Source organism: Pseudoalteromonas sp. L21, assembly GCF_021728035.1.
GTDB lineage: Bacteria > Pseudomonadota > Gammaproteobacteria > Enterobacterales > Alteromonadaceae > Pseudoalteromonas > Pseudoalteromonas arabiensis.
Window position 1 is genome coordinate 135161 of sequence record NZ_JAKKCV010000006.1, and the last position, 23873, is coordinate 159033.

Genomic DNA, 23873 nt, shown 5'->3' on the forward strand with positions numbered 1-23873 from the left:
TTTTACTGCCTTATTTTAATTAATTCATTATGACAAAAAGAACGTTTAAGCCTGTAGGCGAGCGAACCGTTATGGGCTTTGACTTTGGTACCAAAAGTATCGGTATTGCCATTGGCCAAGAATTAACCGGCACGGCGTCAAGCCTACAAGCCGTCAAAGCCAAAGAGGGGATTCCTGATTGGCAACAAATTAAAAAACAAGTGGATGAATGGCAACCTGATCTTATGGTTGTTGGCTTGCCGCTTAATATGGATGGCACCTCACAAGAAGTGACGTTCAAAGCGAAGAAATTTGCGAACCGCCTACATAATCATTTTGCTATTCCTGTTGAAACTCAGGATGAACGCTTAACCACCGCAGACGCTAAAGCACGCTTATTTGAACAAGGTGGCTATCGCAACTTAGGCAAAGGGAATGTGGATAATATGTCTGCTGTGATTATTCTTGAAAGCTTTTTTGAACAATTTTACGGTGATTAATCGGTACTGTTAATCACGGTATAATCGTTTAAGTTAGGAATGAAGCCTGCCTCTTTGTAGGCTTTTTCTATTGCCCCTTGTTTGCGTAACTGCTTGAGCCCTGCTTGCAGCGCAGCATACGCTTGGCTTGCATCAGGGTGATGCTTAGAAATAATAAAATGACGGCTATCGTTGAGCTGTAAGACTATATTTGGCACCGCGACTAAACGAATGTCTTCTAAATGATATTGATTTTTGAGGCTTGGCATCAGTGGCATCATCACAAAGTCAACCCACTTCATAGACACCATACGAACTTGACTCAACCACTCGTCTTCTCTCAGTAGCTCTTTTAATGGCAACGCAGACAAGGTGTGCCAGTCTGTTAGCCATTTAGGCGTAGATACAGCTGTCAACGATTTGAAGTCTTCACGTTTTTGTAGTTTTAATACACGGTGATTCGACGGTGCAGTAAATACACCGGCATAGTACTCTCCCTTACGAATAACCGCATCAGAAATATACACATCTTTAGCGAGCTGCTCAGCGTCAAGGGACCAAACACTATCAAAACTAATCAGTAACTTACCGTCTTCAAGTAACTTAGTCTTACGAAAATTCACATTCCCTGTATGGTAGCTAAACGACTTAGTGAAGCCACCCAACATCAAGGCTTGTTGTGCGATAATCATATCCACCACATCACGGCGGATATATGCCCCAGTAAAGTCATTCACTTCACTGGGCTGACGACCATTTAAGAAGCGAGTATAATCGTTATACACATCGTCACGGATAAAAATAACGATGTCATTTAATTCGCTTGCTTTTGCAGGAAAAGCACTCAAAATAAAAATAATGCATGCTATTTTTATCCCCTTCAACATTAGCTATTACCCTTTTCATCAAGGCCATCAATAGTCACACCTTGTAAAAAGCCAGCCCCTTTTTGCTCGTTATTTTGTAACTTGATCATCAAGCGTAAATCGTTTGGCGAGTCAGCATGATGCAAGGCATCGGCATAATTAATACGCTGGTGTTTATAAAGCTCAAACAAGGCTTGGTCAAAAGTCTGCATACCCATTTCTTTTGATTTCGCCATAGTTTCTTTTATTGAACCAATATCACCGCGCTTTATCAGTTCAGCGACCATAGGAGAATTAAGCAAGATCTCGATAGCAGCCACACGGCCTTCCCCATCCGCTGTTGGCACCAGTTGCTGTGCAACAATTGCGCGTAGGTTCAGTGCTAAGTCGTATTTTAGCTTATCGTGCTTTTCTTTTGGTACTAAGTGCATAATACGGTCAATGGCTTGGTTGGCATTATTAGCGTGCAACGTTGCGACGCATAAATGCCCTGTTTCAGCAAAACTTAATGCATATTCCATGGTTTCTTGTGAACGGATTTCACCAATTAAAATAACATCAGGCGCTTGGCGTAATGAGCTTTTTAACGCTGACTCAAAGCTTTCAGTATCAAGACCTACTTCGCGTTGAGTAATAATACTTTTTTGGTGCTCATGCACAAACTCGATTGGATCTTCAATGGTAAGAATATGCCCACGTTGATTACGATTTCGATAACCTAAAAGCGCAGCAAGCGAGGTTGACTTACCGGTACCGGTACCACCCACAAACAGCACTAAGCCACGTTTTGCCATTATCACATCGGTAAGAATAGACGGTAATCCTAAATCGTTTACATCAGGAATTTGCGTCACAATTCGGCGAATAACCATCCCCGCTTGGTCTCGCTGCCAAAATGCAGAAACACGAAACCGCCCTTCTTCTGTTGCAATGGCAAAGTTACATTCTTTTGTTGCGTGAAACTCATTACGTTGCTTTTCGTTCATCGCAGACTCAACCATAGCCAGTGCCTGCTCATCAGATAACTTATCGTCGGTCAGCGGTTGCAATTCACCGTTAATTTTGGCACTAACAGGTAAGCCACTAGACACAAATAAATCTGAACCATTCTTATCGATCATCACCTGTAAAAAGCGATTTAAAGGTATTGTCATAATTAAGTGCTCCGTTAGCCACCAAACTGAGTTTTATCTTGCGCTTTAGCTCTAGCATCTGCTGTAGTAACAATGCCGTAGTTCACTAAATTACCTAAACATTGATCCATTGTTTGCATACCATGTGATGCGCCAGTTTGAATCGATGAATACATCTGTGCAATTTTATCCTCACGAATAAGATTTCGAATAGCAGGGATCCCTATCATAATCTCATGCGCTGCCACTCGCCCACCTCCTACTTTTTTAAGTAATGTTTGCGAAATAACAGCACGCAACGACTCTGAAAGCATTGAGCGCACCATGTCTTTTTCTTCACCTGGGAATACGTCGATAATACGGTCAATGGTCTTTGGTGCAGATGTGGTATGCAAAGTACCGAACACTAAATGGCCTGTTTCTGCGGCCGTCATGGCTAAGCGAATAGTTTCTAAATCACGAAGCTCACCCACTAAAATAACATCAGGATCTTCACGTAACGCACTTCGTAGAGCATTAGAGAAGCTGTGAGTATCACGATGAACTTCACGTTGGTTAATAAGGCTCAGCTTATTGTCGTGAACAAATTCGATTGGATCTTCAATCGTTAAAATATGGTGGTGTTTGGTCTGATTAATGTAATCAACCATCGCTGCCAAGGTGGTTGATTTACCTGAACCAGTTGGTCCTGTCACTAAAACCAAACCGCGTGGGTTATCAGCAATGGTCTTAAATATTTCCGGCGCACCTAAATCATCAAGTGTTAACACATCACTGGGAATTGTACGAAATACAGCAGCGGGTCCTCGGTTTGAATTAAACGCGTTAACACGAAAACGAGCAAGATTAGGTACTTCAAAAGAAAAATCCACTTCGAGATTTTGCTCATAGTCCTTACGCTGATTATCGTTCATAATATCGTAAACCAGACTGTTTACATCTTTTTGTTCTAATGCTGGAATATTAATACGACGTACATCGCCATCGACGCGTATCATAGGTGATACACCCGATGATAAGTGTAAATCCGAGGCCTTATGTTGCACACTAAAGGCCAATAATTCGGTAATATCCATTTATGACTCCACAACCAACTGATAATTATATGGTTACAATAGCAGAACGACTTAAATCCGCCTACGCAAGAATAACTCAAGCGGCAAAAAATAATCACCGTGATGAGCAAACGATTAGCTTACTCGCTGTTTCAAAAACCAAGCCTGTCGCTGATATCATCTCAGCCTACCAATATGGACAACGCCTCTTTGGTGAGTCCTATGTACAAGAGGCCGTTGAAAAGGTAGCTGCACTGAAAGACTACAATGAGATAGTCTGGCATTTTATCGGCCCTATTCAATCAAATAAAAGTGCACTTGTCGCCGCTAACTTTGATTGGGTCCAAAGTGTTGACCGAACAAAAATAGCAAAACGCCTGAATGAACAACGACCAGCTGATAAGGCTCCGCTGAATGTATTAATTCAAGTTAATATTAGTTTAGAAGAGGCAAAGTCAGGCTGCCACCCAGACGAGCTAATAACGCTGGCTGAATTTATTAGTCAGTGCGACAATTTATGCCTACGTGGTGTCATGGCTATCCCTGCAAAAACCGACGATAGCCAGCTACAATTACAATATTTTGAGCAATTAAGCGCTTGCTTTGATAAACTAAAGGCCCAATATCCCCAAGTAGACACCTTGTCGATGGGTATGAGTAATGATGTTGAAGCTGCGATTGCCGCAGGTTCAACTATGGTACGCATTGGCACGGATATATTTGGCCAACGAAATTAAAAGGTGATAACAGACATATGTCAGATAAAAAAATCGCATTTATAGGCACGGGTAACATGAGCTACGCCATTATTGGCGGCATGGTAAAGAACGGTTTTGCAGCTAAAAACATCATTGCAACCAATCGCAACCAAGAAAAATTAGCGAAGGTTGCTGCTGATTTCGGGGTGCAAACAACCGCGGACAACAACGCGGCACTTCGCGATGCAGATGTGATTGTATTGTCTGTTAAACCACAAATGATGGGTGATTTATGCCAATCGTTCCAAGATTCAGGCATAGACTTTAGCGATAAACTATTTATTTCTGTGGCCGCAGGTTTAACTGTACGACGTCTACGCGAAATGTTAGGTCAAGACGTTAAAATGGTCCGTTGTATGCCTAACACACCGTCATTACTTGGTCGTGGTGTGTCAGGTTTATTTGGTGCGGGTGAAACTGCCCAAGAGCATGAATTTGTACAACAAGTTTTTGAATGTACAGGTATTGTTGTGTGGGTAGAAAACGAGTCGCAAATCAACGATATCATTGCGGTAACAGGCTCATCTCCAGCTTACTTCTTCTTATTTATGGAAGCGATTGAAGAAAAAGCCAAAGCACTTGGTTTTAGCGATGACGATGCACGCCGTTTAGTACAACAAACCGCGCTAGGCGCAGCCGAAATGGCGCTTTCACAGCAAGACATTAGTATTTCTCAGCTACGTGCCAATGTTACATCAAAAGGCGGAACAACCCATGCAGCTGTTGAGCACCTGAAAAGCCAAGGTCTTGTAGGTACTGTTGCAGATGCAATGGATGCCTGTATTGCTCGTGCAGAAGAAATGGAAAAAGAACTCTAAGCTTACTTTTTGAAGGTAAAACTATGCAAGCCATGCAATTTTTAGTTGAGATTATTTTTGATCTCTTTTTAATGGTGGTCCTTTTACGCTTTTGGTTACAAGCGGCAAAAGCTGACTTTTATAATCCTATGAGCCAGTTTGTGGTAAAAGCCACTTCATTTGCTGTTAACCCATTACGTAAAATCATCCCTGGGTTTGGTGGCTTTGACATGGCTTCTTTACTACTTGCTTATTTAGTGGCGGTAGCAAAAATAAGTGTCATTATGTTGATGTTTTATGGCGGCTGGTCAGCAGCACCTGTCTTTGTTTCGGCATTTATGACGGTGATAAAAGAAGGCTTAAACCTGTTATTTTGGGTTTTAATTATCCGTGCGTTACTAAGCTGGGTAAGTCAGGGCTATAACCCTATTGAAGCTGTTTTCCATCAACTAACCGAACCTATGCTGCGTCCGATTCGTAAAGTTATTCCACCATTAGGGGGCTTAGACTTATCGATTCTGGTACTCATCATTGGTTTGCAGTTTTTACAAATCCTGTTAATGGATTTTATAGGCTAACGCCATTTGTGAATTAAGAGGCCGCTAGGCCTCTTTTGTTAAGTGAGATATTCCATGAAGCAAATTATTCTTATTACCTTCCTCTGCCTAAGTTTATTTTTAAACTTTGCTAAGGCGGATGAACAAACAGGCGCTCAATTTAAAAAGCTTGGCCCTTGGGAGGTTCACTATATTGCCTTTCCATCCACCTTTATTCAGCCTAATATCGCCAAAAATTACGATTTAGACCGTAGCCCGAGCAAAGGGGTTATCAATATTTCGGTATTAAAAAACAGCGACAAAACAGCACAAACAGCGACCTTAACAGGCACCGCTCGCAACTTACTTGGCAATAGTAAACAGCTCGAGTTTAAAGAAGTTATTGAAGGCGATGCGATTTATTACTTAGCGCAAATCGACTACAGCAACGAAGAGATTTACCGTTTTAACATCGAAATCAATAAAAACGGCCAAATACAAACACTGAAGTTTCAGCAAAAATTTTACGTAGACTAACTCTCATATGAACAACACCTTAGTTTTAGCCACGGGTAACCCTGGCAAAGTAAAAGAGCTGGCAAGCATGCTCAGCCCGCTTAATATTAACGTGGTTCCACAAAGCGATTTTCAAGTACCAGAGGTGCCAGAAACAGGCACCACATTTGTTGAAAACGCCATCATTAAAGCGCGTCATGCGGCGAAGATCACGGGTATGCCAGCCATTGCCGATGACTCAGGACTTGAAGTAGACGGCCTAAATGGTGCACCTGGCGTTTACTCAGCACGCTTTGCTAAAGAAGGTGCTAGCGATCAAGATAATATCGACAAACTATTAAAAGAACTTGCTGATAACCCTATACGTAGCGCACGCTTTTGGTGTGTATTGGTACTAATGCGCCATGCAGATGACCCAACGCCACTTATTTGTAGTGCAAGCTGGGAAGGCGAAATCACCCAGAGCCAAGACGGTCAAGGTGGTTTTGGCTATGATCCGGTGTTTTATGTGCCTTCTGAGCAGTGCACCAGCGCACAACTAACTAAAGAGCAAAAGAATGCACTGAGTCACCGAGGTCAAGCTCTTAAACAACTCCTTGCGCAATTGCAGCAAAAAGGCGGCCTGTGAACTTACCGCTTTTAAGTCTATATGTGCACGTACCTTGGTGCGTGCAAAAGTGCCCTTACTGTGATTTTAATAGTCATGGCCAAAAAGGCACGATCCCCGAAAAAGAATATGTTCAGCACCTAATTGATGATCTCAAAGCCGATCTACATTTAGTGCAAGGGCGTAAAATCCACAGCATCTTTATTGGCGGCGGCACCCCGAGCTTATTAACGGGTGATGCTTATACTCGCCTACTTAGCGAAGTCGACAGATTAATTGGCCTAAGCGATGACTGTGAAATAACCCTAGAAGCAAACCCAGGCACTGTCGAAACAGGCCGTTTTAAAGAGTATGTTGGTGCTGGTATCAATCGTATTTCGATTGGCGTGCAAAGCATGCAAAACGATAAACTCAAAGCGCTTGGTCGCATTCATGGTGCCGATGAAGCAAACTATGCGGCTGAACAAGCTCACCAAGCTGGACTAAACAGTTTCAACCTAGATTTAATGCATGGGCTTCCAGGACAATCTCTTGAGGATGCACTGAGCGACCTTAAAAAAATTATTGCATTAAATCCGCCACATATTTCTTGGTACCAATTAACCATAGAACCCAATACACAATTTGCCTCAAAACCACCGACTTTACCCCAAGACGATATATTGTGGGATATCCAAGAGCAAGGGCAAGCATTGCTAGCCGAAGCAGGTTATGAGCAATACGAAATTTCTGGCTATGCAAAACCTGGCTACCAATGTCAGCATAACTTAAATTATTGGCGATTTGGCGATTATCTCGGTATTGGCTGTGGCGCGCATGGTAAAGTCACCAACATAAAAACTGGGGTCATCACTCGCACTGAAAAAGTCAAGCATCCTCGCGGTTATATGGACTTAGCAAAGCCTTATTTATATAAGCAATGGCGCGTAGAGGAAGACGATTTAGCGTTTGAGTTTTTTATGAACCGCTTTCGCCTTGTCGAGTCATGCCCTAAAAAAGACTTATCGTCACTGACAGGTTTATCGCAGCAAAGTCAGCAGCGAGCCTTAAATACAGCCATCGCAAAAGGGCTACTAATAGATAACTCAGAAACTTGGCAGGTGAGCCAAAAAGGCCATCGTTATTTAAATGACCTGCTAGAATTATTCGTTTAACAACAAAAATTAAATTTCTAACAACGACAAAGGAACTAAAATGCGTAAACTAACCTTCATCGCAGCTGCGGTAAGTGTTGCATTACTTGGCGGTTGCCAACAAATGCAAGAGCAACCGACATCAGCGCCAAGTGTACAAAGCCAGCCTGTACAAAGTGAAATAGATAAAGCCAATGCGTTTTTCGAAGACACTTTTAATCGCGATATAATGAACAGCCCTGTATCTCAAACCTATATGGGTATTAAAAAAGATTACGGCAAATGGGATGATGGTAGCGAAGAGCGTGCTTTAGCTGATTTTGAACAAAAAAAAGCAGACCTAGTCGCACTGAATGCAATTAACCGCGACTTACTTGATGACGCCACAAAAGTTAGTTACGACTTAAAGAAACAAGATCTTGAAAATGACATCGCTGATTTCAAATGGCGTTATTACAACTACCCTGTGAACCAAATGTTTGGGGTTCACTCAATGATCCCTGCTTTTCTAATCAACCAACATCAAATTACTGATGTCTCTGATGCAAAAGCATATATCTCGCGTTTAAACGGTGTCACAACGGTTATTGATCAACTAATCAAGGACCTTGAAGTACGTGCAGATAAGGGCATTATTGCACCTAAGTTTGTGTTCCCACATGTTGTTGATTCAAGTAAAAACATTTTACATGGCGCACCATTTGATTCTGGTGATGACTCAACACTTCTTGCTGACTTTAAACGTAAAGTGGCAGCACTGGATATTGCCGACAGTGAGAGATCAGCGCTTATCAGCGATGCTGAAAAAGCCCTAAAAGCAGCTGTGAAGCCCTCTTACACTAAATTAATCAACTTCTTAGCTCAGCTAGAAAAACGTGCCGATGAGCGTGATGGAGCATGGAAGTTTCCTGATGGCGAAACCTTCTATAACAACGCATTAGCACGTACTACAACCACTGAGCTAACAGCAAAAGAAATCCACTCGATTGGCTTAGCTGAGGTTGCACGTATTCATGATGAGATGCGCGCTATCAAAGATAAAGTAGGCTTTGAAGGCGACCTTCAAGCATTCATGCAATTCATGAAAACAGATAAGCAGTTCTACTACCCGAATACAGCAGAAGGTAAACAACGTTACCTTGACGAAGCAACAGCCCTTATCGATAACATGAAGACACGCTTAGATGAGTTATTCATTGTTAAACCTAAAGCAGGTCTGAAAGTGAAAGCTGTTGAAGCGTTCCGCGAAAAAGCAGCGGGTAAAGCCTTCTATCAACAACCTGCACCAGACGGCTCACGCCCAGGTATTTACTACGCAAACCTGTACGATATGGAAGCGATGCCAACATACCAAATGGAAGCACTTGCTTATCATGAAGGTATTCCAGGCCACCACATGCAGATTGCCATCGCACAAGAGCTTGACGGTGTACCTAAATTCCGCAAGTTTGGTGGCTACACGGCCTACATTGAAGGCTGGGGTTTGTACTCTGAGCTAGTACCAAAAGAAATGGGCTTATATGAAGACCCATATTCTGATTTTGGCCGCCTTTCTATGGAGTTATGGCGAGCTTGTCGCTTAGTTGTAGATACGGGTATCCATGCAATGAAGTGGACTCGTCAAGAAGGCATCGATTATTACGTTAATAATACGCCAAATGCGACCTCTGATGCCGTTAAAATGGTTGAGCGTCACATCGTAATGCCTTCTCAAGCAACCGCTTACAAAGTGGGTATGCTAAAGATTTTAGAGTTGCGTGAAGCAGCAAAAGAAAAGCTTGGTGAAAAGTTCGATATTCGTGAGTTCCATGATGTTGTACTTAAAAATGGTGCTGTACCACTTAACGTTTTAGAGCAATTTGTTGATCAGTGGGTTGCTAAAAAACAAGCCGCTTAAAAACATAATTGATAAAAAGGCCGCTTTGCGGCCTTTTTTATTACTGATAAACACGCTATAAATAGCTATACCTACCCCAAAGAATAATAATTGAGAGACTTCATGCTAAGCGCTATTGAACAACTTAACAGCCGACTCCAACATCATCAGTTAAAAGAGTTACTCACTGATTACCAAGGTTTGTCGAGCGTATTGCAAGCAGCGCAGTTACAACATCTACATCAATTAGCAAATAGCAGCGAAGTAAAATACCTATTTTTACAAAATGTCGCTGCACATTTGCTCGAAGCAAGCCCACTTCCGAGCGAAGCTGTCGGCTTTATTGATGATATCGACAAACTCAGTTTTTTCACCCCAGGGCTCAAATTTCAAAATGCTTTTAATATTACAGATCAACAGGGTAACAACCTGTTACATCACCTGTTTAGCCATTGCCAAGCAAATAAACTGCCCTTTAATTACTTACGCTCTTTGATGTTATTTGAAAGCAATGAAAGCTTAGCTGTCGCACTAAAAGCGCAAAACCAACAAGGATTAACCCCGATAGGATGTTACATTGCTTGTAATAACAACACACAGATGCCAGCAAAACATGAGTTCTCTGCTTTACTGGCAATGATGGAAGTAGATCAAAACCACAACCAAACCACCGTCACAGCCCTAGTTAATAAGCTTAAGCAATTTTACAATAGGGATATACCAAATATTACCGACAGCAAAGTGTTGCTTTGTGCTACGTATTTACAAGTGTCAACGACCCAGTTACTCCATACATTAAATTAATAGCTCAATGAACAAGGATGTCGTCAAAGGATTTCTCTCGCTCAGTAGTTTTACTGCTCTGAATCATGCTAGTCGTATTATTCTCACCTTGTGCCTTGCGAGGTTATTAAGCGATGATGAATTTGGCACTTTCGCCGCGTTACTCGCGCTTTGTGAAATACTCTTATTGCCAGCAAGCATGGGGTTTGCATCGTCATTAATGCGAATAAGCTATCCACTTTATAAAGCCCAACAACATGATTTACTACGTGGCTTAAAACATGTTTACTTGGCTGCATCTTGTTTATTCGGTGTAATTTTTGTAGCTGCAGTAGTCATTAGCTTTCAGGCTATATCCCCCCACCAAAGTGCCAAAGAACATGTCGTTTATTTACTGTTACTGGTGCCAATTGGCGCCATTATGCAAAGCCAATCGGCTTTTTTAGTCGCTTTAAACAAACCTAAAATTGGCCTGATAACGCAGCAATGTATTTTTGAATTGTTAACGGCTGGGTTTTGCTTTTTTGTGTACTTGATACGTGGTGATTTATCTTTAGTCGAGATTTGTATCTTGTTGTTCTGTAGCATCTTGTGTGTAGCGAGTTATCAATACTGGTTAATCAAAAAAATGATTGTCGCAAGCGCTGCTCGCTACCAAACCAAGCAATGGTGTAAAGACTCTTTAATCATGCTCGCAAGTGGTGCAGGAACCGTGTTAGTGGCAAAACTTGACGTGTTGCTGGTGCATCACTGGTTTGGTGCACAAGGTGTAAGCATTTTCTTTCCCGCGGTTGTTATTGCTGGATTACTGACTATTTTAGGTAATGCAGCGAGCCAATATTTAAAACCTATTTTAATGGCTGATGAGAATACCGAGCAGCAACTTGGCGAGCTAATGAAAGTGGTGTGGCGTTTTAACTTTGCCGCTATCTTGCTACTTGCCTTGCTTGCAAAGCCCCTTCTGCATTTATATGGTGAAAGCCAATTACAAGAAGGGTTTTGGATTTTAATACTGTTATTGCTAGGGCAGCTATTATTACCTGCAAGAATCTTAGCCAGTAGTATGATTAAGTTAAAAGGTAACCCGCTTATCAACTTATACGTCTTACTTGGCGCAACCAGTGTCACGGTATTGATGGCAGTACTTTTAAAAGATCAGTTTGGCTTAATGGGTGTGGCGGTGGCATTTAGTGGTGGCTTTGTGCTTGGCGCACTTAGCCGCACGGTTATTGTCTGTACTCGCATGCGGCTACCTTTCTCTGTAGTACTTGGCTTAGTCAGATAAGTAATATTCAACGCTAGTAACGACTCGCACCTTTTTAAGCTGTGGTGTATTAGAATCTCTATCTGAAATCGAAAACTGACCTTGGCGAGCCGTTTTGATTTTACCAAGTTTAGACTGTGAGTCTTTAGCAAATTTCATCGCCACTTCGCGGGCTTTTTCTGTCGCTTGCTGAACCATGGCAGGCTTTATCTCATTAAGGCCATTAAATAAATATTGAATGCGTGTTTCGTAATTGTCTTGCACTATAGCAATTCCTTGCTTTGCCAACTGATTAACTTGACTCAGTGCATGCTGAACTTTTTCAATATCATTAGAATAGACGATAACATTAGAACGAGCGATATAACGAAATTGCTGATTTTCTCCACCATATTCGCGTGCTTGCTTGTCAATTATTGACTGGCTGCCCGTGCTAATTTCTTCATCGCTAAAGCCATTTAACTTCAAAAACGCAACGACCGCATCGTTTTTATTTTCAACACGCCCGACTAACTTTTCAAGGTTATTATCGGCATCAGAAAACTGTAACGGCCAAATAACGGTGTCTGCGGCAACTTCCATTTCAGCCAAGCCTTTAACTTGTACAGTACGCTCCATGGCTTTTACATCAAGCGCAGCACTTTTTAAAATAAAGCCCAGCCCCAATAAACCAATCGTTAATGCAATCGCGGCAATTATGACATTAAACGGCTGCGCTTTATTCATGCTTATCTCCTTGATGTAGGTCACTGTTTTTGACTCGAAAAGTCGTAGTAAACAGGTTATCTTATATAAAAGGGTTATCTTATGTATATAAACTTAACAGACCCTGAAATGTTTACAACTAAGCGCAAGCGAAGGAAATAGCATGAGCGTTAAACGTATTAGCCAATTTTTTAATCCATCTTCAGTCGCTGTCATTGGCGCGTCGAACTCACCTAATCGTGCTGGTTTTGTGGTTATGCGTAATTTGCTACAGGGCGGATTCAAAGGTCCAATTATGCCGGTGAGTTTAAATCACAGTGCAGTACATGGTGTGCTCGCTTACCCGAGTATCGCCAGCTTACCCAAAGTGCCAGACCTTGCCGTTATTTGTACCAATAAAAACACGTTAAAAGACATAATCAAAGAATTAGGAGAGCTTGGCTGTAAACATGCTGTTATCATCGCAGCAGGTCTTAACCCTGATCAAAAGCAGCATTTAAAAGACGCTGCACAGGCAGCAAATGTGTCGTTGCTTGGGCCTAACTGTTTAGGGTTGTTAATTCCTCACATTGGCTTAAATGCGAGCTTTTCGCACACGGTTGCAAGTCCTGGCAAACTTGCCTTTGTTTCTCAATCAGCCGCAGTTTGCTCTACAATTCTTGATTGGGCTAAAAATAAAGAAATTGGCTTCTCGTATTTTGTCTCTGTAGGTGACTGCATTGATATTAATTTTGATGAACTACTCGACTTTTTAGGTCGAGATGCCAAAACCAAAGCTATTCTTTTATACATTGATAACATTGAAGATATCCGCAGCTTTATTTCCGCAGCACGGGCAGCCGCATTCAGCAAACCTGTCATTGCGATTAAAACCGGAAAAACCAGTGCAGGGGCACTTGCTGCAGAGATTCACACAGGGGGTAAACAAAGCTCAGATGCAGTGTACGATGCACTTTTTCAACGCGCAGGTATGCTAAGGGTAAATGACCTTAGAGAGCTATTTGCTGCAACACAAACTCTAGCAATGCACCCTAAACTTCTAAAAGTTGAGCAGCTCACCATTTTAACCAATGGGGGTGGCCCTGGGGTCATGGCTGTGGACACATTATTGCAAAGCTCTGGTAAACTCGCGGAGCTAAGTGATGAAACACGCTCAGCACTAAATAGAGTGATCCCGCAATCAGAGATGACCTCAAACCCAGTGGATATTTTTGGTGACTCTGCTCCGAGGCGTTATCAACAAGCACTCGAAATCTTACTGCAAGCAAAAGAGGTTAAAAACTTACTCATTATTCATACTCCGTCCGCGCTTGCTCCGAGTGAAGATTACGCAGAGATCATTGTCGAAACCTTACAAAAAATCCCAAAAATGGCTCGCCCTTATGTCATGACTAACTTTATGGGTGAAGACGCCGCGTATGCAGCACGCAAAGTCTGTGCTAACAATGCGATTCCAACTTACCGTACCCCTGAAGGGGCGGTTGGTGCGTTTATGCACCTAGTCAGTTATCGCCGAAATCAAAAGCACTTAACGCAAACCCCTGAATCAAATACAGATGATGCCAAAATAAATAAAGAAGCTGCGCGCGCTGTGGTAAATGAGTTTTTAGCGGAAGAACAAAGCTATTTATCAACCCATGAAGCAAGTCAAATTCTAACTCACTATGGCATTGACTGTATTCAAACCGAAGTGGCTTACACGCCAACGGAAGCAAAAGAGCACGCTATCGAACTTGGCTTTCCAGTGGCATTAAAGTTAATTAGCCCGAGCATTCCATCAAAGTCAGAAGTAGGCGGTGTGGTACTTAACCTAAATGATGCACAAGAGGTCGAGCAAACTGCCTTTGCGATGCTACTGCGTATCAAAAACACCTACCCTGATGCTCATATTGAAGGGTTTTCGCTACAAAAAATGGCACCGCGTGCTGGCGCCAATGAACTGCGTATTGCAATTAAAACAGAACCCAACTTTGGTCCCGTTATATTGCTGGGTGAAGCAGGCACTGGGCTTGAGTTTGGGCAAGCTGCTGTAGCGCTCCCTCCTTTGAATATGAATCTGGCAAAATACTTAATTGCTGCGGCACACGATAAAGGCGTGCTAAAAGATAGAGTACTCCCTGAAAAAGTCGATAAGTACCGTTTATGCGCCCTACTAACACGAATTTCTCAATTAGTAATCGACCAGCCTGATATAACCAGTGTTGAGCTCAACCCTATTTTAGCTAGTAACGGTCAGTTTTTAGTGCTTGATGCCACCATAGGACTCAGTCGTTATAAGGCCAAGGCAAACCGTAAGCGTCTATGTATTCGTCCTTACCCTATTGAATTGGTAAAAGATGTAACGCTTAAAAACAATACCCAAGCTCAATTGCGGCCAATAAAGCCAGAAGATGAACAAGCACATTTAGAGTTTGATCAATCTTTAACTAAAGAGGATAGATACAAGCGCTTTTTTGGTGAGCTGCCACAATTTAATCACGATCAACTCGCAAAAATGACGCAAATTGATTATGACCGAGAAATGGCGTTTATTGTAAGCCAAGAACAAAATGGTTCAGCGTGCACTCTTGGCGTTTCTCGGGTATTAATGGACCCTGACAAGCAAGAGGCAGAATTCGCGATTGTGGTACGCTCAGACTGCCAAGGTTTGGGGCTCGGCACCATATTAATGAATGCTGCCATTGAGCACTGCAAAAACCAAGGAGTTAAACAAATTGCTGGTATAACACTACCGGAAAATACAGGCATGATAGAGCTTGCCCGTAAACTTGGTTTTAAAATCACTCGCGACTTTGAAGAAGGCAGCATTAATATGGTGCTACAGTTAAACTAAAAAACGGATCATTATTTTGCATCGTTTAAGAAATTATACTGCCCGTGTTTTTGAAGGGAATGGTAAATACCGCAGAGTAGGTCGAGCACTCGATGTATTCTTGATGTCACTTATCATGATCAATGTTGTTGCTATTGTATTAGAGTCGGTTGGCCCTTTGGCAAAGCAATATCATCAGGAGTTTTTAACGTTAGAGTTGGTATCGGTCGCCATTTTCACCTTAGAATACATATTAAGGCTTTGGTCTTGCGTGGATAAAAGCGTGCATAAAGAAAGCCCCTTAACGAACTCTAAAATTCGCATAAAGTACTTCTTTACCCCATTAGCCTTAATTGATCTGATTGCTATTTTGCCCACTCTGTTAATGGTATTTGTGAGTGTTGATTTACGCTTCTTACGTGTTCTGAGGTTGATGCGTATTTTTAAACTCACCCGTTACTCACGTGCCATGCAGCTGCTTCTTAATTCATTTCGTGAAGAAAGTAGCTCCTTACTCGCAGCATTCTTTATCATGGCAGTGGTATTAATCATTGCCTCATGCGGTATTTACTTAATAGAGCATGATGTACAACCGGATAAATTTGGCTCCATACCTGCAGCAATGTGGTGGGCAATGGTTACACTGACAACGGTTGGTTATGGCGACGTTGTGCCAATAACTCCACTCGGGCGGCTCTTTGGTGGTGCAATCACCTTAGTGAGTATGGGCATGGTCGCAATTCCGACAGGTTTACTCGCGTCAAGCTTCTCTGAGCAATTACGTAAACGTAGGCAACTATTTACTGATGCAGTCCACGAAGCGATTGAGGACGGTCACCTAACCCCCGTTGAGCAAGAGCACTTAGAGAACTTGCGCTATAAACTTGGGCTAAGCCAGCAAGAAGCGAATAAAGCGATCCATAATGAATTAAAAAACCGTAACCGTAGCCTTTATTGCCGCCACTGTGGCAAACGCCAAGACTAGCAATTTAAGTATCGCGCATTAGGGTTTTTATTCGTTAAACTCATCTTGCCAATGGGCGTTTAATAACGGGCTAACCGAGTCGCCAGGTACTGGCTTACTAAATAAATAGCCTTGAAAATATTCGCACCCTAATTGGCGTAAAAAGCGAAGTTGTGTTTTATTTTCGACGCCCTCGGCGACACATTCCTTCCCTAAGCTGCGAGCAAGGGTCAGTGTAGAATTAATAATCGCTTCATCATCTTTATCAATGCCAATATCATGTACAAAGCTCTTATCTATTTTCAACACATCGATAGGAAAGCGTTTTAAATAGGTTAGTGACGCGTAGCCAGTTCCAAAATCATCGATATAAATTCGACAACCTAACGCTTTGAGTTCTTCCATACTCTGCTGTGCTTTATTTGAATCATGCATCATCACGGACTCTGTGATCTCAAAAACCACAGCGCTTGGCGGAACTTCTGATACATCAAGTGCCTGATGAATACTCTCAACGAGATGAGCACTTTCAAAATCAAGCGCCGATAGGTTAATTGAAACATATAACTCAGGGTGTGTTATACGCCACTGACGAAGCTCAATCAGTGCTCGAGATAAAGTCTGCAGCATAATTTTTGTGATTAAGCCCGAGCTTTCAGCGGCATTTGCGAAATCTTCTGGTTGGTAATTATCATTACTTGGCCAACGTAGTAATACTTCAAGACCTGCAACTTGCTTCGTTTCTGCACTAATAATTGGCTGATAATAATTACAAAACTCATGTTCTTGATATGCTTTGCTTAATTGAGATTCTAAATGCAAAGTACGTTGAACTTGCAAGTTCATCTCCTGCTTATAAAACTGATAGCCTCCTTCAACATGCCCTTTGGCATGGTAAAGCGCTACATTTGCAGCTTTGAGCAATGCTTTGGTGTTGTTGGCATCATCAGGGTAAATTGCAACGCCAACACTTAAATTAACTTTAACTGCTTGCAAGCTAAGCTCAATGTGGCTTTCAACACTCTCCATCACACTTGCGCACAATGCGAGTAACTCATCTATACGCTTAAAGTCCTCTGCAAGAATCATAAACTCATTGCCGTCAAACCGAGCAAGACTATCTTGTGGACGTAGTACCTGCTTTAAACGTCTCGCAACCCGTTTTATAAGCTCGTCAGATTCTTCATGTCCTAGCGAATCATTAAAATTTTTAAAACGCTTTATATCTACATTCAATAAAGCCACTTTTGTATGATGATAATCTGCTTGCTCAATGGCGTGATTAACACGATCACTAAATAAGGTTTTGTTAGGCAAGCCAGTTAAAGTGTCATAATTAGCCAGCAGATGAAGCTCATTCTCAGCCAACTTTTGTGCGCTAATATCGGTAACAATAATCACATAGCAATCTAATTGACGATTACTACCCGCGACTGCACTTATCTTAATGAGCACTTGACGCTTTTCACCACTGGCAACCTCAACAACATCCTCTGCAGAGAAATGTTCACCTGATTGCAGTTTTTGCATAATTCGTAAGTAATGAATACGAGCAGGTATAGATAAGCCTAATGTTAAAGAGCGGCTTGAACGGGGATCCGCGGGGAAAGCAAAGGCATCTTGAAATGATTTATTAGTCGCTCGAATACGTAAATTTTTATCTAAAATAAAAACCCAATCGCGCGTTTGTTCAAAGGCAGCACCAAACAAGCGCGCGTTTTCCTCAAATACCAGCTCACGGGTCATATTCGTATAAGTCCCTGCTACTTTCTCAGGAACATTCCCATGCCATTCAACGACCTTACCGAAATCTTTATACCAACGCCATTGACCATCCGCATGACGAAGTCGATAAGTACAATTAAAGTAACCTTTTTCAGTTGATAAAAACTCTAACCATTCAAGGCGGAATGTTTGTTTATCGTGAGGGTGTATCTTTGCTAAGTAATCATCCAAGTTAACACCATCAACGTCATAGCCGAGCTCATTCTTTAGCCTTGGTTGATAAATAATGAGGCTTTTTGATGACCAATCCCACATCCCTGAGTGGCTTCCTTCTAATGCAAGCTTAAGACGGGCTTCACTTTCTTTACTTTCTTTGTGAGCAGCAAGGAGTATTTGTTGCGTACGATTGCGCCTGTAAACCCACGTTGCGGCCAATAGTGCAATCAGCAATATATATAAGAAAATAAAATGAGGAGCTCGCCAAAGGGGGTATTTAACTTCTATATTCAAAATCGCAGGCGGCGTTAGCTCACCTGTTAAAGGGTCTCTTGCCCAAACTTTTAAATGATATTTACCAGCACTTAATTTAGGAAAAAGAACACGATTATTGTTTCGAGTATAAGTTTTTTGACCATCACCTAATTGATACTCGTAAAGAATTCGCTCTTGATAGTTAAATGCCATAGCCGAAAAGGCCACTTCAAGACCGATATCGTCGTGTTCAAGAACAACGCTATCAATGGGCTGTTTGAGCTCTGCTGGTAAATCACGTGACATTAAATCAAGGTTCGTAATATTGACATGGTCGATTAAAGGTTGTTGATAGTGATTATCCATAGGGTAAAAATAAGTAAACCCTTTAAGCGTACCATAGACTATTTGTCCTGATGCTAGTTGTGTGAATGCACCACTGTTAAACTCTGTTGAAAGTAGCCCTTCAGACCCTGTAAATTGCTGGAAATGTAAGTTTTCGGGGTTCAAACGCCACAACCCCTTGTGGGAACTCATCCAAATCATACCGGCTTCATCTAGCACCATGTCATAAAGCAAGGTGCCGAGCTTATTCTTTTCTAAATCAATTGTGTATATATGTTCATAGGTCGTTGCATCAAGACCTATTAAGCCGAAATTAGATAAAGATAACCACAGTACATTGTTATTATCAATAATGTAGGACATAACATTAACAGCGACGTTTTCATGTTGTTCAGGAACAGTATAAATAGTTGTTAAGTCATAGGTCTGTGGGTCAACTTGATACAAAATTCCCGCATTATAAAAAAGGGGGGCGTCCGGTTTACTCGATAAAGCAGGCAAAAAACCATAAGCTAAAAAAGGTTCAAACTCATCAAACTTGCCGCCTAAACGGGTCACTTTTTGGCTATCGATATTATAGGCGAACATGCCATAATCCGGGTGTACATAGAGTAAATTACCCGTTGGCATCAGTAACACACCATGCACCCAATCGTTAATTAAAACTTGCTGTTCAGGATCAGCTGTTTTAACTGGACTAGCCTGCCCTGTTGTCGGGTCAAAACTAAAAATACCACGATTAGTATGCAACCACAGTTTGCCTTTATAAGGCATAATTTGATAAACACTAAACTCTGTTGTGATCAGATCAACTTGATAGTTTTTTAGAAATACTTCACTTTCATAGGTATCTAAATCGACAGCAGTTAAGCCATTATGAGTGGCAAGCCAAAGACGACCTTGATACTCAGTCAACCCCCAAATAGAGTGGTGTGACAATCCATCGCCTTTAATTGAGCTGGCAACAACATTAATGAAGTTATAGTTATCGTAGGATAAGTAAAATGCGCCATCATTTTTAGTCGCCAGCCACATACCGCCAGATCTGTCTTTAACGACATCAATAATACTAGTATCTGCAAGTGTATAGCCGCTCTCTTTCAAGCGGGTATTTTTTATCAGCTCTCTCGTTGCTAGGGTATAATCAAATAACCCCTTATCTGTTCCTAAAGTTACCTTTGATGCTTGTTTAATAATCTTCCAGATATTTAAATCACGCACTAACTCTTCATTACTAAAGGCAATTTCTGGTGTGGTAAACATCTTATCAAGCTGGCTAATATCGACCTTATACAAGCCTTTCACAGCACCCACTAATAAGGTTTGGTCATTGACGACAGCGAAAGACTTTACATAGTTTTGATATATATGAGCTGGCTTATCTTGCAAATGCTCAAGTTTTCTCACTTTTCCCGAAGCGATTTGGTACACATATGCTCCGTTACTTGTGCCCATGAAAATATAGCCTTTATAAGGGTATAGCTCGCGAATGACACTGCTTTTTATTCGCTCTGGAATTTTAAATAATGAGGTTACTTGCTTGGTTTCTAAATCAAGCTTAGCAAAATCTTGACCACGCCCTAGCCAAAGCGTTTTATCATCTACCGCAACCATGCTGAATACCGATTCAATGAATATTTGCTCTTCGGTAGTCGGTTTGGGGATAAATTGTTCATATGAATCTTCGCTAGGGTCATAACGAAATAACCCTGCTTGTATTGACGCTATCCAGATATACCCTTGTGGGTCTTGATAAATACGATCGATAATTGCGTCTTCAAGCTCACCATTAGGACCTTTAATATTAACAACTTCATAACCATCATAACGATTAAGTCCACCTTCCGTTGAAAGCCATAAGTAACCGCTGTTATCGATGAGCATGGTGTTGACATAACTTTGCGATAAGCCTTCACTTGTTGATAAGCGTTTGACCTGTGCAAAGCTGATTTGACTAGAAAAGCAGGTTATTAGAATAGCACAGAAGATAATTCTGGTTAAAAACTTAGTCATTAACGTTCCAAATTACATACTTGGCACGGCGTCACATGTAAAGTGCATTGGGACAATATCTCGATGTGCATACACCTCAAACAACGATTGCAAAGAACAGGGTAATGTTAATGTATAGTTAAACCCATTTTGTAGATAGAAATCAATTAGATTTTGATAAGCGAAAGTAAAAACGCCGCTTTTTTGCTCTGCGAGTAAAGTTTCAAGTAACTGAGAGGCTATTTTTTTACCACGCCACTGGGCATCAACATATAAAGTTGATAAAAATAAATAGCCATGTTGATTTTGTACACGACAGGCACCAACAATATCTATCTCATGGTAAGCAACCCACACTTGATCAGCTTTCGTCGCTCTTCCACGCGCACTGTGTTTATTATAAAACTTATTAACTAGCGGTGTTTTTATAGGATCAAGCAAGCAAAATTTTAGCTTGGGCATTACTAGCTCATTAACGACAGGTAATGCTCAAATTGCTGCTTTAAAAATGCTTGCTCAGACATGGGTCTGCTATTTATGCTTGTGTACACACCTTCTCGTGTGTTTTTACCACGCTTAATCTGGTAGGCCCAAAAAGACGCTTCATAATCTAGTTGAATTTGGTACTTTTGCTCTCTCGGCAACTTACATAAATTAAAACTCATACTATCTCAGGAATAAAGTGACTATTTTTCCAGTATAACAAAGTAAAGAAAAAATTAGCATATTAACGACCTGCCAACCTTGATTTTAGCCACACATGAAAGTAAATTAACGACGAATTTACGCCCGCTAGGAAAGCACAATGCCAAAGTTTATCATTTATTTTTTCGCATTTGTTTTGCTTTGCTTTGCTTTTTCGACTCACGCTAGTTTATTAATATTCAACCGCCCTGCTGATACACCGCAAGCACGTTATGTCATAGATTTACTTCGTATGGCTTATAAAGAGATTGGTTACGAATTACATATCATTGATTTTAATCATCAAAGTTCTTTAGCTGCTGCAAACGAAGGGGTTCTTGATGGGCAATTAGGCCGCATCGCTGACGTAACACAAGATTACCCTAACCTATTAAAGGTTGATTTCCCGCTATTTAATTTTAATTTGCTATTACTAAAAAACTGTCAGACGTGTCTTTATAGCGACTTAAAATCATTAGCAATCCAGTCTAGCTACCCTGCAGCACAAAGTTTTTTAGATAAACAGCCATTTCATGGCGATGTTATCACTGTTAGAAATATCACTGCTCAGCTAAATTTACTGACACAAAAACGTGTTGAAGGGGCCCTCTTACTCGACTTTTTACTGTCAACAAAACACCCTAACTTTGATCAGAGCCAATTTCACAAAGAAGTACTAATGTCTATGCAGAGCTTTCACTTTGTGCATAAGCGTCACGCGACATTAATCCCTAAGCTGACAGCTGCATTAAAAAAGTTAGATGAACAAGGAACAGTGCGATTTTTAAAAAACAAATATAACCTTACCGACTTCTAAAAATCGAAACCACCTTGCTCAGGGCTAGATTGTATGTGTGCAGCCGCATTGAGCTTTTTCTGAAGGAAGCGTTTATAACGCTGCTGACATAAAATAATCACTTTTCTTTTTTCCGCATTACTGAATTTATTCCAATGAAAGCGCTCATCACGGCTGCGATAACACCCTTTACAGTAACCACGGTTATTAACCTGACAAATTCCTTTGCAAGGGCTTGGGATTTCAAATATTTCAATTTGTTGCATCACAATTTGCCAGTAAATTAAAGGTACTGAAAGTATAGCCTGAAATTTAGTCATAAAAAAAGCCACTTAAAAAGTAGCTTTTAAAATGCGTTACTCTGATTAAGATTCGCTCGTTGCAAGCTCTGCCTTGCGATGGAATGGTTTTGCATACATAGCTAAGACCAAAGGCTTTAATTCTTCAGGAACTTGGCTTAAACGCGCATCAAATGCTTCAGCGTCTTTTTTATCTATTACTGCTTGTTTACAGCCACCAGCAATATAATTACCAGGATGTAAGAAAAACGAATCAACAATTTGCTGATCAATCGTTTTTGCCAACTCCTCTGGTGATTCACAACCTGACTCGATTGGCTGACCAAACGCTAAGTGAACATGCCCTTTGGCTGTACTGAAACCTTCAACAATGCTGGCTATATCTTCACCTTGCTGCTTCACATACTGGCCATGTTGTTGCTTATGATACAACTCTTTTGCTTTTGCAATTGCACATGGTTCATACTGATAGGAAATAGAAACAGGTACTATTTTTAGCTCACGCACATAATCTGCAAATTCTTTTTTCTGTTTACGACCTTGTAATTGCAACATTTTAAGTAGTGCAGGATCAGTTTGGTCAAAACCATCCTTCGCACGACCTTCTTTTTGCGCTATCCAAATAGAGTGACCTTCAGCCAGTGAATCATAAATATAAGCAGAAAGTTGCGAGAGCGCTTTTAACATCTCTTTTGGTGCTTTCGCGGAGCGCTTAACAATAAAACTCTTATTCAAGCGCATTAACTCAGTAATATATGGAATTTGCAGCAGGTTATCACCAATTGCGATGCGAACAGTCGGCATATTGTGTTTAAACAAGCCCCAGTTAACCAGAGCAGGGTCAAGAACAATGTCACGGTGATTAGAGATAAATAAATAAGCTTGCTTCGGATCAAGTTTATCGATACCTGAAAACGTGACTTCCGACGTAGTACGAGTAATTAGCTTATTCAGATAATCAGCAACTTCATGCTGAACTTGTTCAACTGAGTTGGTTTTACCCCACTTTTTTCTTAACTGCTGACGTACTAATGGGCGTGTTATAAACGGAAAATAAGATAAAAAGCGTGGTAGATTATACTTAGCGATAACATCCACAAAGGCATTATCAGCAATTAAACGCGCCACTGAGTCTGCAACTTCATCATCATTGTAAGGTCTTATATCTGCGTATTTATCCACACATTCACTCATAAAAACTACTTAAGTTAAAAAACGGCACGCTTAGCGTACCGTTTAAAGAATTGGCGGATTATAACTCAGGCAATTTTAAATGCGAACCGAGACGCGATAGTTAA

At 41.2% G+C, this 23873-nt stretch carries 22 protein-coding genes; 13 read left to right on the top strand and 9 right to left on the bottom strand.

What is annotated here, in order from left to right; all coding sequences use genetic code 11:
- The first annotated feature begins 29 nt into the window (after window positions 1-29).
- Window positions 30-479 (top strand): Holliday junction resolvase RuvX, encoded by a 450-nt coding sequence (gene ruvX / locus L3V41_RS17025; RefSeq protein WP_193988351.1) that lies wholly within the window; start codon window positions 30-32, stop codon window positions 477-479.
- Here the strand turns inward: ruvX and L3V41_RS17030 are convergent.
- From L3V41_RS17030 to L3V41_RS17040, 3 genes are read right to left on the bottom strand one after another with little or no spacing between them, the layout of a single operon-like run.
- The gene (locus L3V41_RS17030) at window positions 476-1345 is read right to left on the bottom strand and encodes a hypothetical protein (protein WP_237128153.1); all 870 of its coding nucleotides are present in this window, start codon (window positions 1343-1345) and stop codon (window positions 476-478) included. The two genes, ruvX and L3V41_RS17030, sit on opposite strands and share 4 nt — an antisense overlap.
- Complete coding sequence (locus tag L3V41_RS17035; protein ID WP_062570118.1) at window positions 1345-2478, bottom strand: PilT/PilU family type 4a pilus ATPase; 1134 nt, start codon at window positions 2476-2478, stop codon at window positions 1345-1347. The genes L3V41_RS17030 and L3V41_RS17035 overlap by 1 nt, the downstream gene beginning before the upstream one ends.
- Before the next feature lie 14 nt (window positions 2479-2492).
- The gene (locus L3V41_RS17040) at window positions 2493-3533 is read right to left on the bottom strand and encodes a type IV pilus twitching motility protein PilT (protein ID WP_062570117.1); all 1041 of its coding nucleotides are present in this window, start codon (window positions 3531-3533) and stop codon (window positions 2493-2495) included.
- A gap of 2 nt (window positions 3534-3535) precedes the next feature.
- Between L3V41_RS17040 and L3V41_RS17045 the strand changes: the two genes are divergently transcribed.
- The 9 genes from L3V41_RS17045 (at window position 3536) to L3V41_RS17085 (ending at window position 11803) form a co-directional block, all read left to right on the top strand.
- Entirely contained in the window at window positions 3536-4249 is a 714-nt protein-coding gene (locus L3V41_RS17045; protein ID WP_237128154.1) for a YggS family pyridoxal phosphate-dependent enzyme, read from the top strand.
- A gap of 17 nt (window positions 4250-4266) precedes the next feature.
- Window positions 4267-5088 carry a pyrroline-5-carboxylate reductase gene (proC, locus tag L3V41_RS17050; protein WP_237128155.1) on the top strand — a complete coding sequence of 274 codons (822 nt, stop codon included), beginning with the start codon at window positions 4267-4269 and terminating at the stop codon, window positions 5086-5088.
- A 23-nt stretch (window positions 5089-5111) separates the two neighbouring features.
- On the top strand, window positions 5112-5645 hold the full coding sequence (locus L3V41_RS17055; protein ID WP_062570114.1) for a YggT family protein: 534 nt from the start codon (window positions 5112-5114) through the stop codon (window positions 5643-5645).
- A gap of 54 nt (window positions 5646-5699) precedes the next feature.
- Window positions 5700-6140 (top strand): DUF4426 domain-containing protein, encoded by a 441-nt coding sequence (locus tag L3V41_RS17060; protein ID WP_062570113.1) that lies wholly within the window; start codon window positions 5700-5702, stop codon window positions 6138-6140.
- 7 nt (window positions 6141-6147) lie between these two features.
- Window positions 6148-6747, top strand: a complete 600-nt coding sequence (locus L3V41_RS17065; protein WP_237128156.1) for an XTP/dITP diphosphatase — start codon at window positions 6148-6150, stop codon at window positions 6745-6747.
- Window positions 6744-7880, top strand: coding sequence for a radical SAM family heme chaperone HemW (gene hemW, locus L3V41_RS17070; protein WP_237128157.1), 1137 nt, complete (start codon window positions 6744-6746; stop codon window positions 7878-7880). The genes L3V41_RS17065 and hemW overlap by 4 nt, the downstream gene beginning before the upstream one ends.
- Before the next feature lie 40 nt (window positions 7881-7920).
- Window positions 7921-9756: a DUF885 domain-containing protein gene (locus L3V41_RS17075; RefSeq protein WP_062570110.1), complete on the top strand. Its 1836-nt coding sequence runs from the start codon at window positions 7921-7923 to the stop codon at window positions 9754-9756.
- 102 nt (window positions 9757-9858) lie between these two features.
- Entirely contained in the window at window positions 9859-10539 is a 681-nt protein-coding gene (locus L3V41_RS17080) for a hypothetical protein (protein WP_237128158.1), read from the top strand.
- 7 nt (window positions 10540-10546) lie between these two features.
- Window positions 10547-11803, top strand: coding sequence for a hypothetical protein (locus tag L3V41_RS17085; RefSeq protein ID WP_237128159.1), 1257 nt, complete (start codon window positions 10547-10549; stop codon window positions 11801-11803).
- Here L3V41_RS17085 and L3V41_RS17090 read toward each other — a convergent pair.
- Window positions 11792-12508 (bottom strand): SIMPL domain-containing protein, encoded by a 717-nt coding sequence (locus L3V41_RS17090; protein ID WP_193988347.1) that lies wholly within the window; start codon window positions 12506-12508, stop codon window positions 11792-11794. The two genes, L3V41_RS17085 and L3V41_RS17090, sit on opposite strands and share 12 nt — an antisense overlap.
- Before the next feature lie 142 nt (window positions 12509-12650).
- Between L3V41_RS17090 and L3V41_RS17095 the strand changes: the two genes are divergently transcribed.
- Window positions 12651-15320, top strand: a complete 2670-nt coding sequence (locus L3V41_RS17095; RefSeq protein ID WP_237128160.1) for a bifunctional acetate--CoA ligase family protein/GNAT family N-acetyltransferase — start codon at window positions 12651-12653, stop codon at window positions 15318-15320.
- Between the two features lie 10 nt (window positions 15321-15330).
- Window positions 15331-16284 carry an ion transporter gene (locus L3V41_RS17100; protein WP_157066224.1) on the top strand — a complete coding sequence of 318 codons (954 nt, stop codon included), beginning with the start codon at window positions 15331-15333 and terminating at the stop codon, window positions 16282-16284.
- Window positions 16285-16311: 27 nt separating this feature from the next.
- Here the strand turns inward: L3V41_RS17100 and L3V41_RS17105 are convergent, their stop codons facing one another.
- Genes L3V41_RS17105 through L3V41_RS17115 form a run of 3 tightly spaced genes read right to left on the bottom strand, consistent with a single transcriptional unit; the run spans window position 16312 to window position 21461 of the window.
- Window positions 16312-20817, bottom strand: coding sequence for an EAL domain-containing protein (locus L3V41_RS17105; RefSeq protein ID WP_237128161.1), 4506 nt, complete (start codon window positions 20815-20817; stop codon window positions 16312-16314).
- A gap of 12 nt (window positions 20818-20829) precedes the next feature.
- Complete coding sequence (locus L3V41_RS17110) at window positions 20830-21258, bottom strand: GNAT family N-acetyltransferase (protein ID WP_062570103.1); 429 nt, start codon at window positions 21256-21258, stop codon at window positions 20830-20832.
- Window positions 21259-21260: 2 nt separating this feature from the next.
- Window positions 21261-21461 carry a DUF3283 family protein gene (locus tag L3V41_RS17115; RefSeq protein WP_062570102.1) on the bottom strand — a complete coding sequence of 67 codons (201 nt, stop codon included), beginning with the start codon at window positions 21459-21461 and terminating at the stop codon, window positions 21261-21263.
- Between the two features lie 140 nt (window positions 21462-21601).
- Between L3V41_RS17115 and L3V41_RS17120 the strand changes: the two genes are divergently transcribed.
- On the top strand, window positions 21602-22297 hold the full coding sequence (locus L3V41_RS17120) for a transporter substrate-binding domain-containing protein (protein WP_083515345.1): 696 nt from the start codon (window positions 21602-21604) through the stop codon (window positions 22295-22297).
- Here L3V41_RS17120 and L3V41_RS17125 read toward each other — a convergent pair.
- A complete protein-coding gene (locus L3V41_RS17125) occupies window positions 22294-22542 on the bottom strand; it encodes a DUF1289 domain-containing protein (RefSeq protein ID WP_062570219.1) in 249 nt (82 codons plus the stop codon). The genes L3V41_RS17120 and L3V41_RS17125 overlap by 4 nt on opposite strands.
- A 99-nt stretch (window positions 22543-22641) precedes the next feature.
- On the bottom strand, window positions 22642-23769 hold the full coding sequence (locus tag L3V41_RS17130; protein WP_062570101.1) for a 1-acyl-sn-glycerol-3-phosphate acyltransferase: 1128 nt from the start codon (window positions 23767-23769) through the stop codon (window positions 22642-22644).
- Between the last annotated feature and the right edge of the window lie 104 nt (window positions 23770-23873).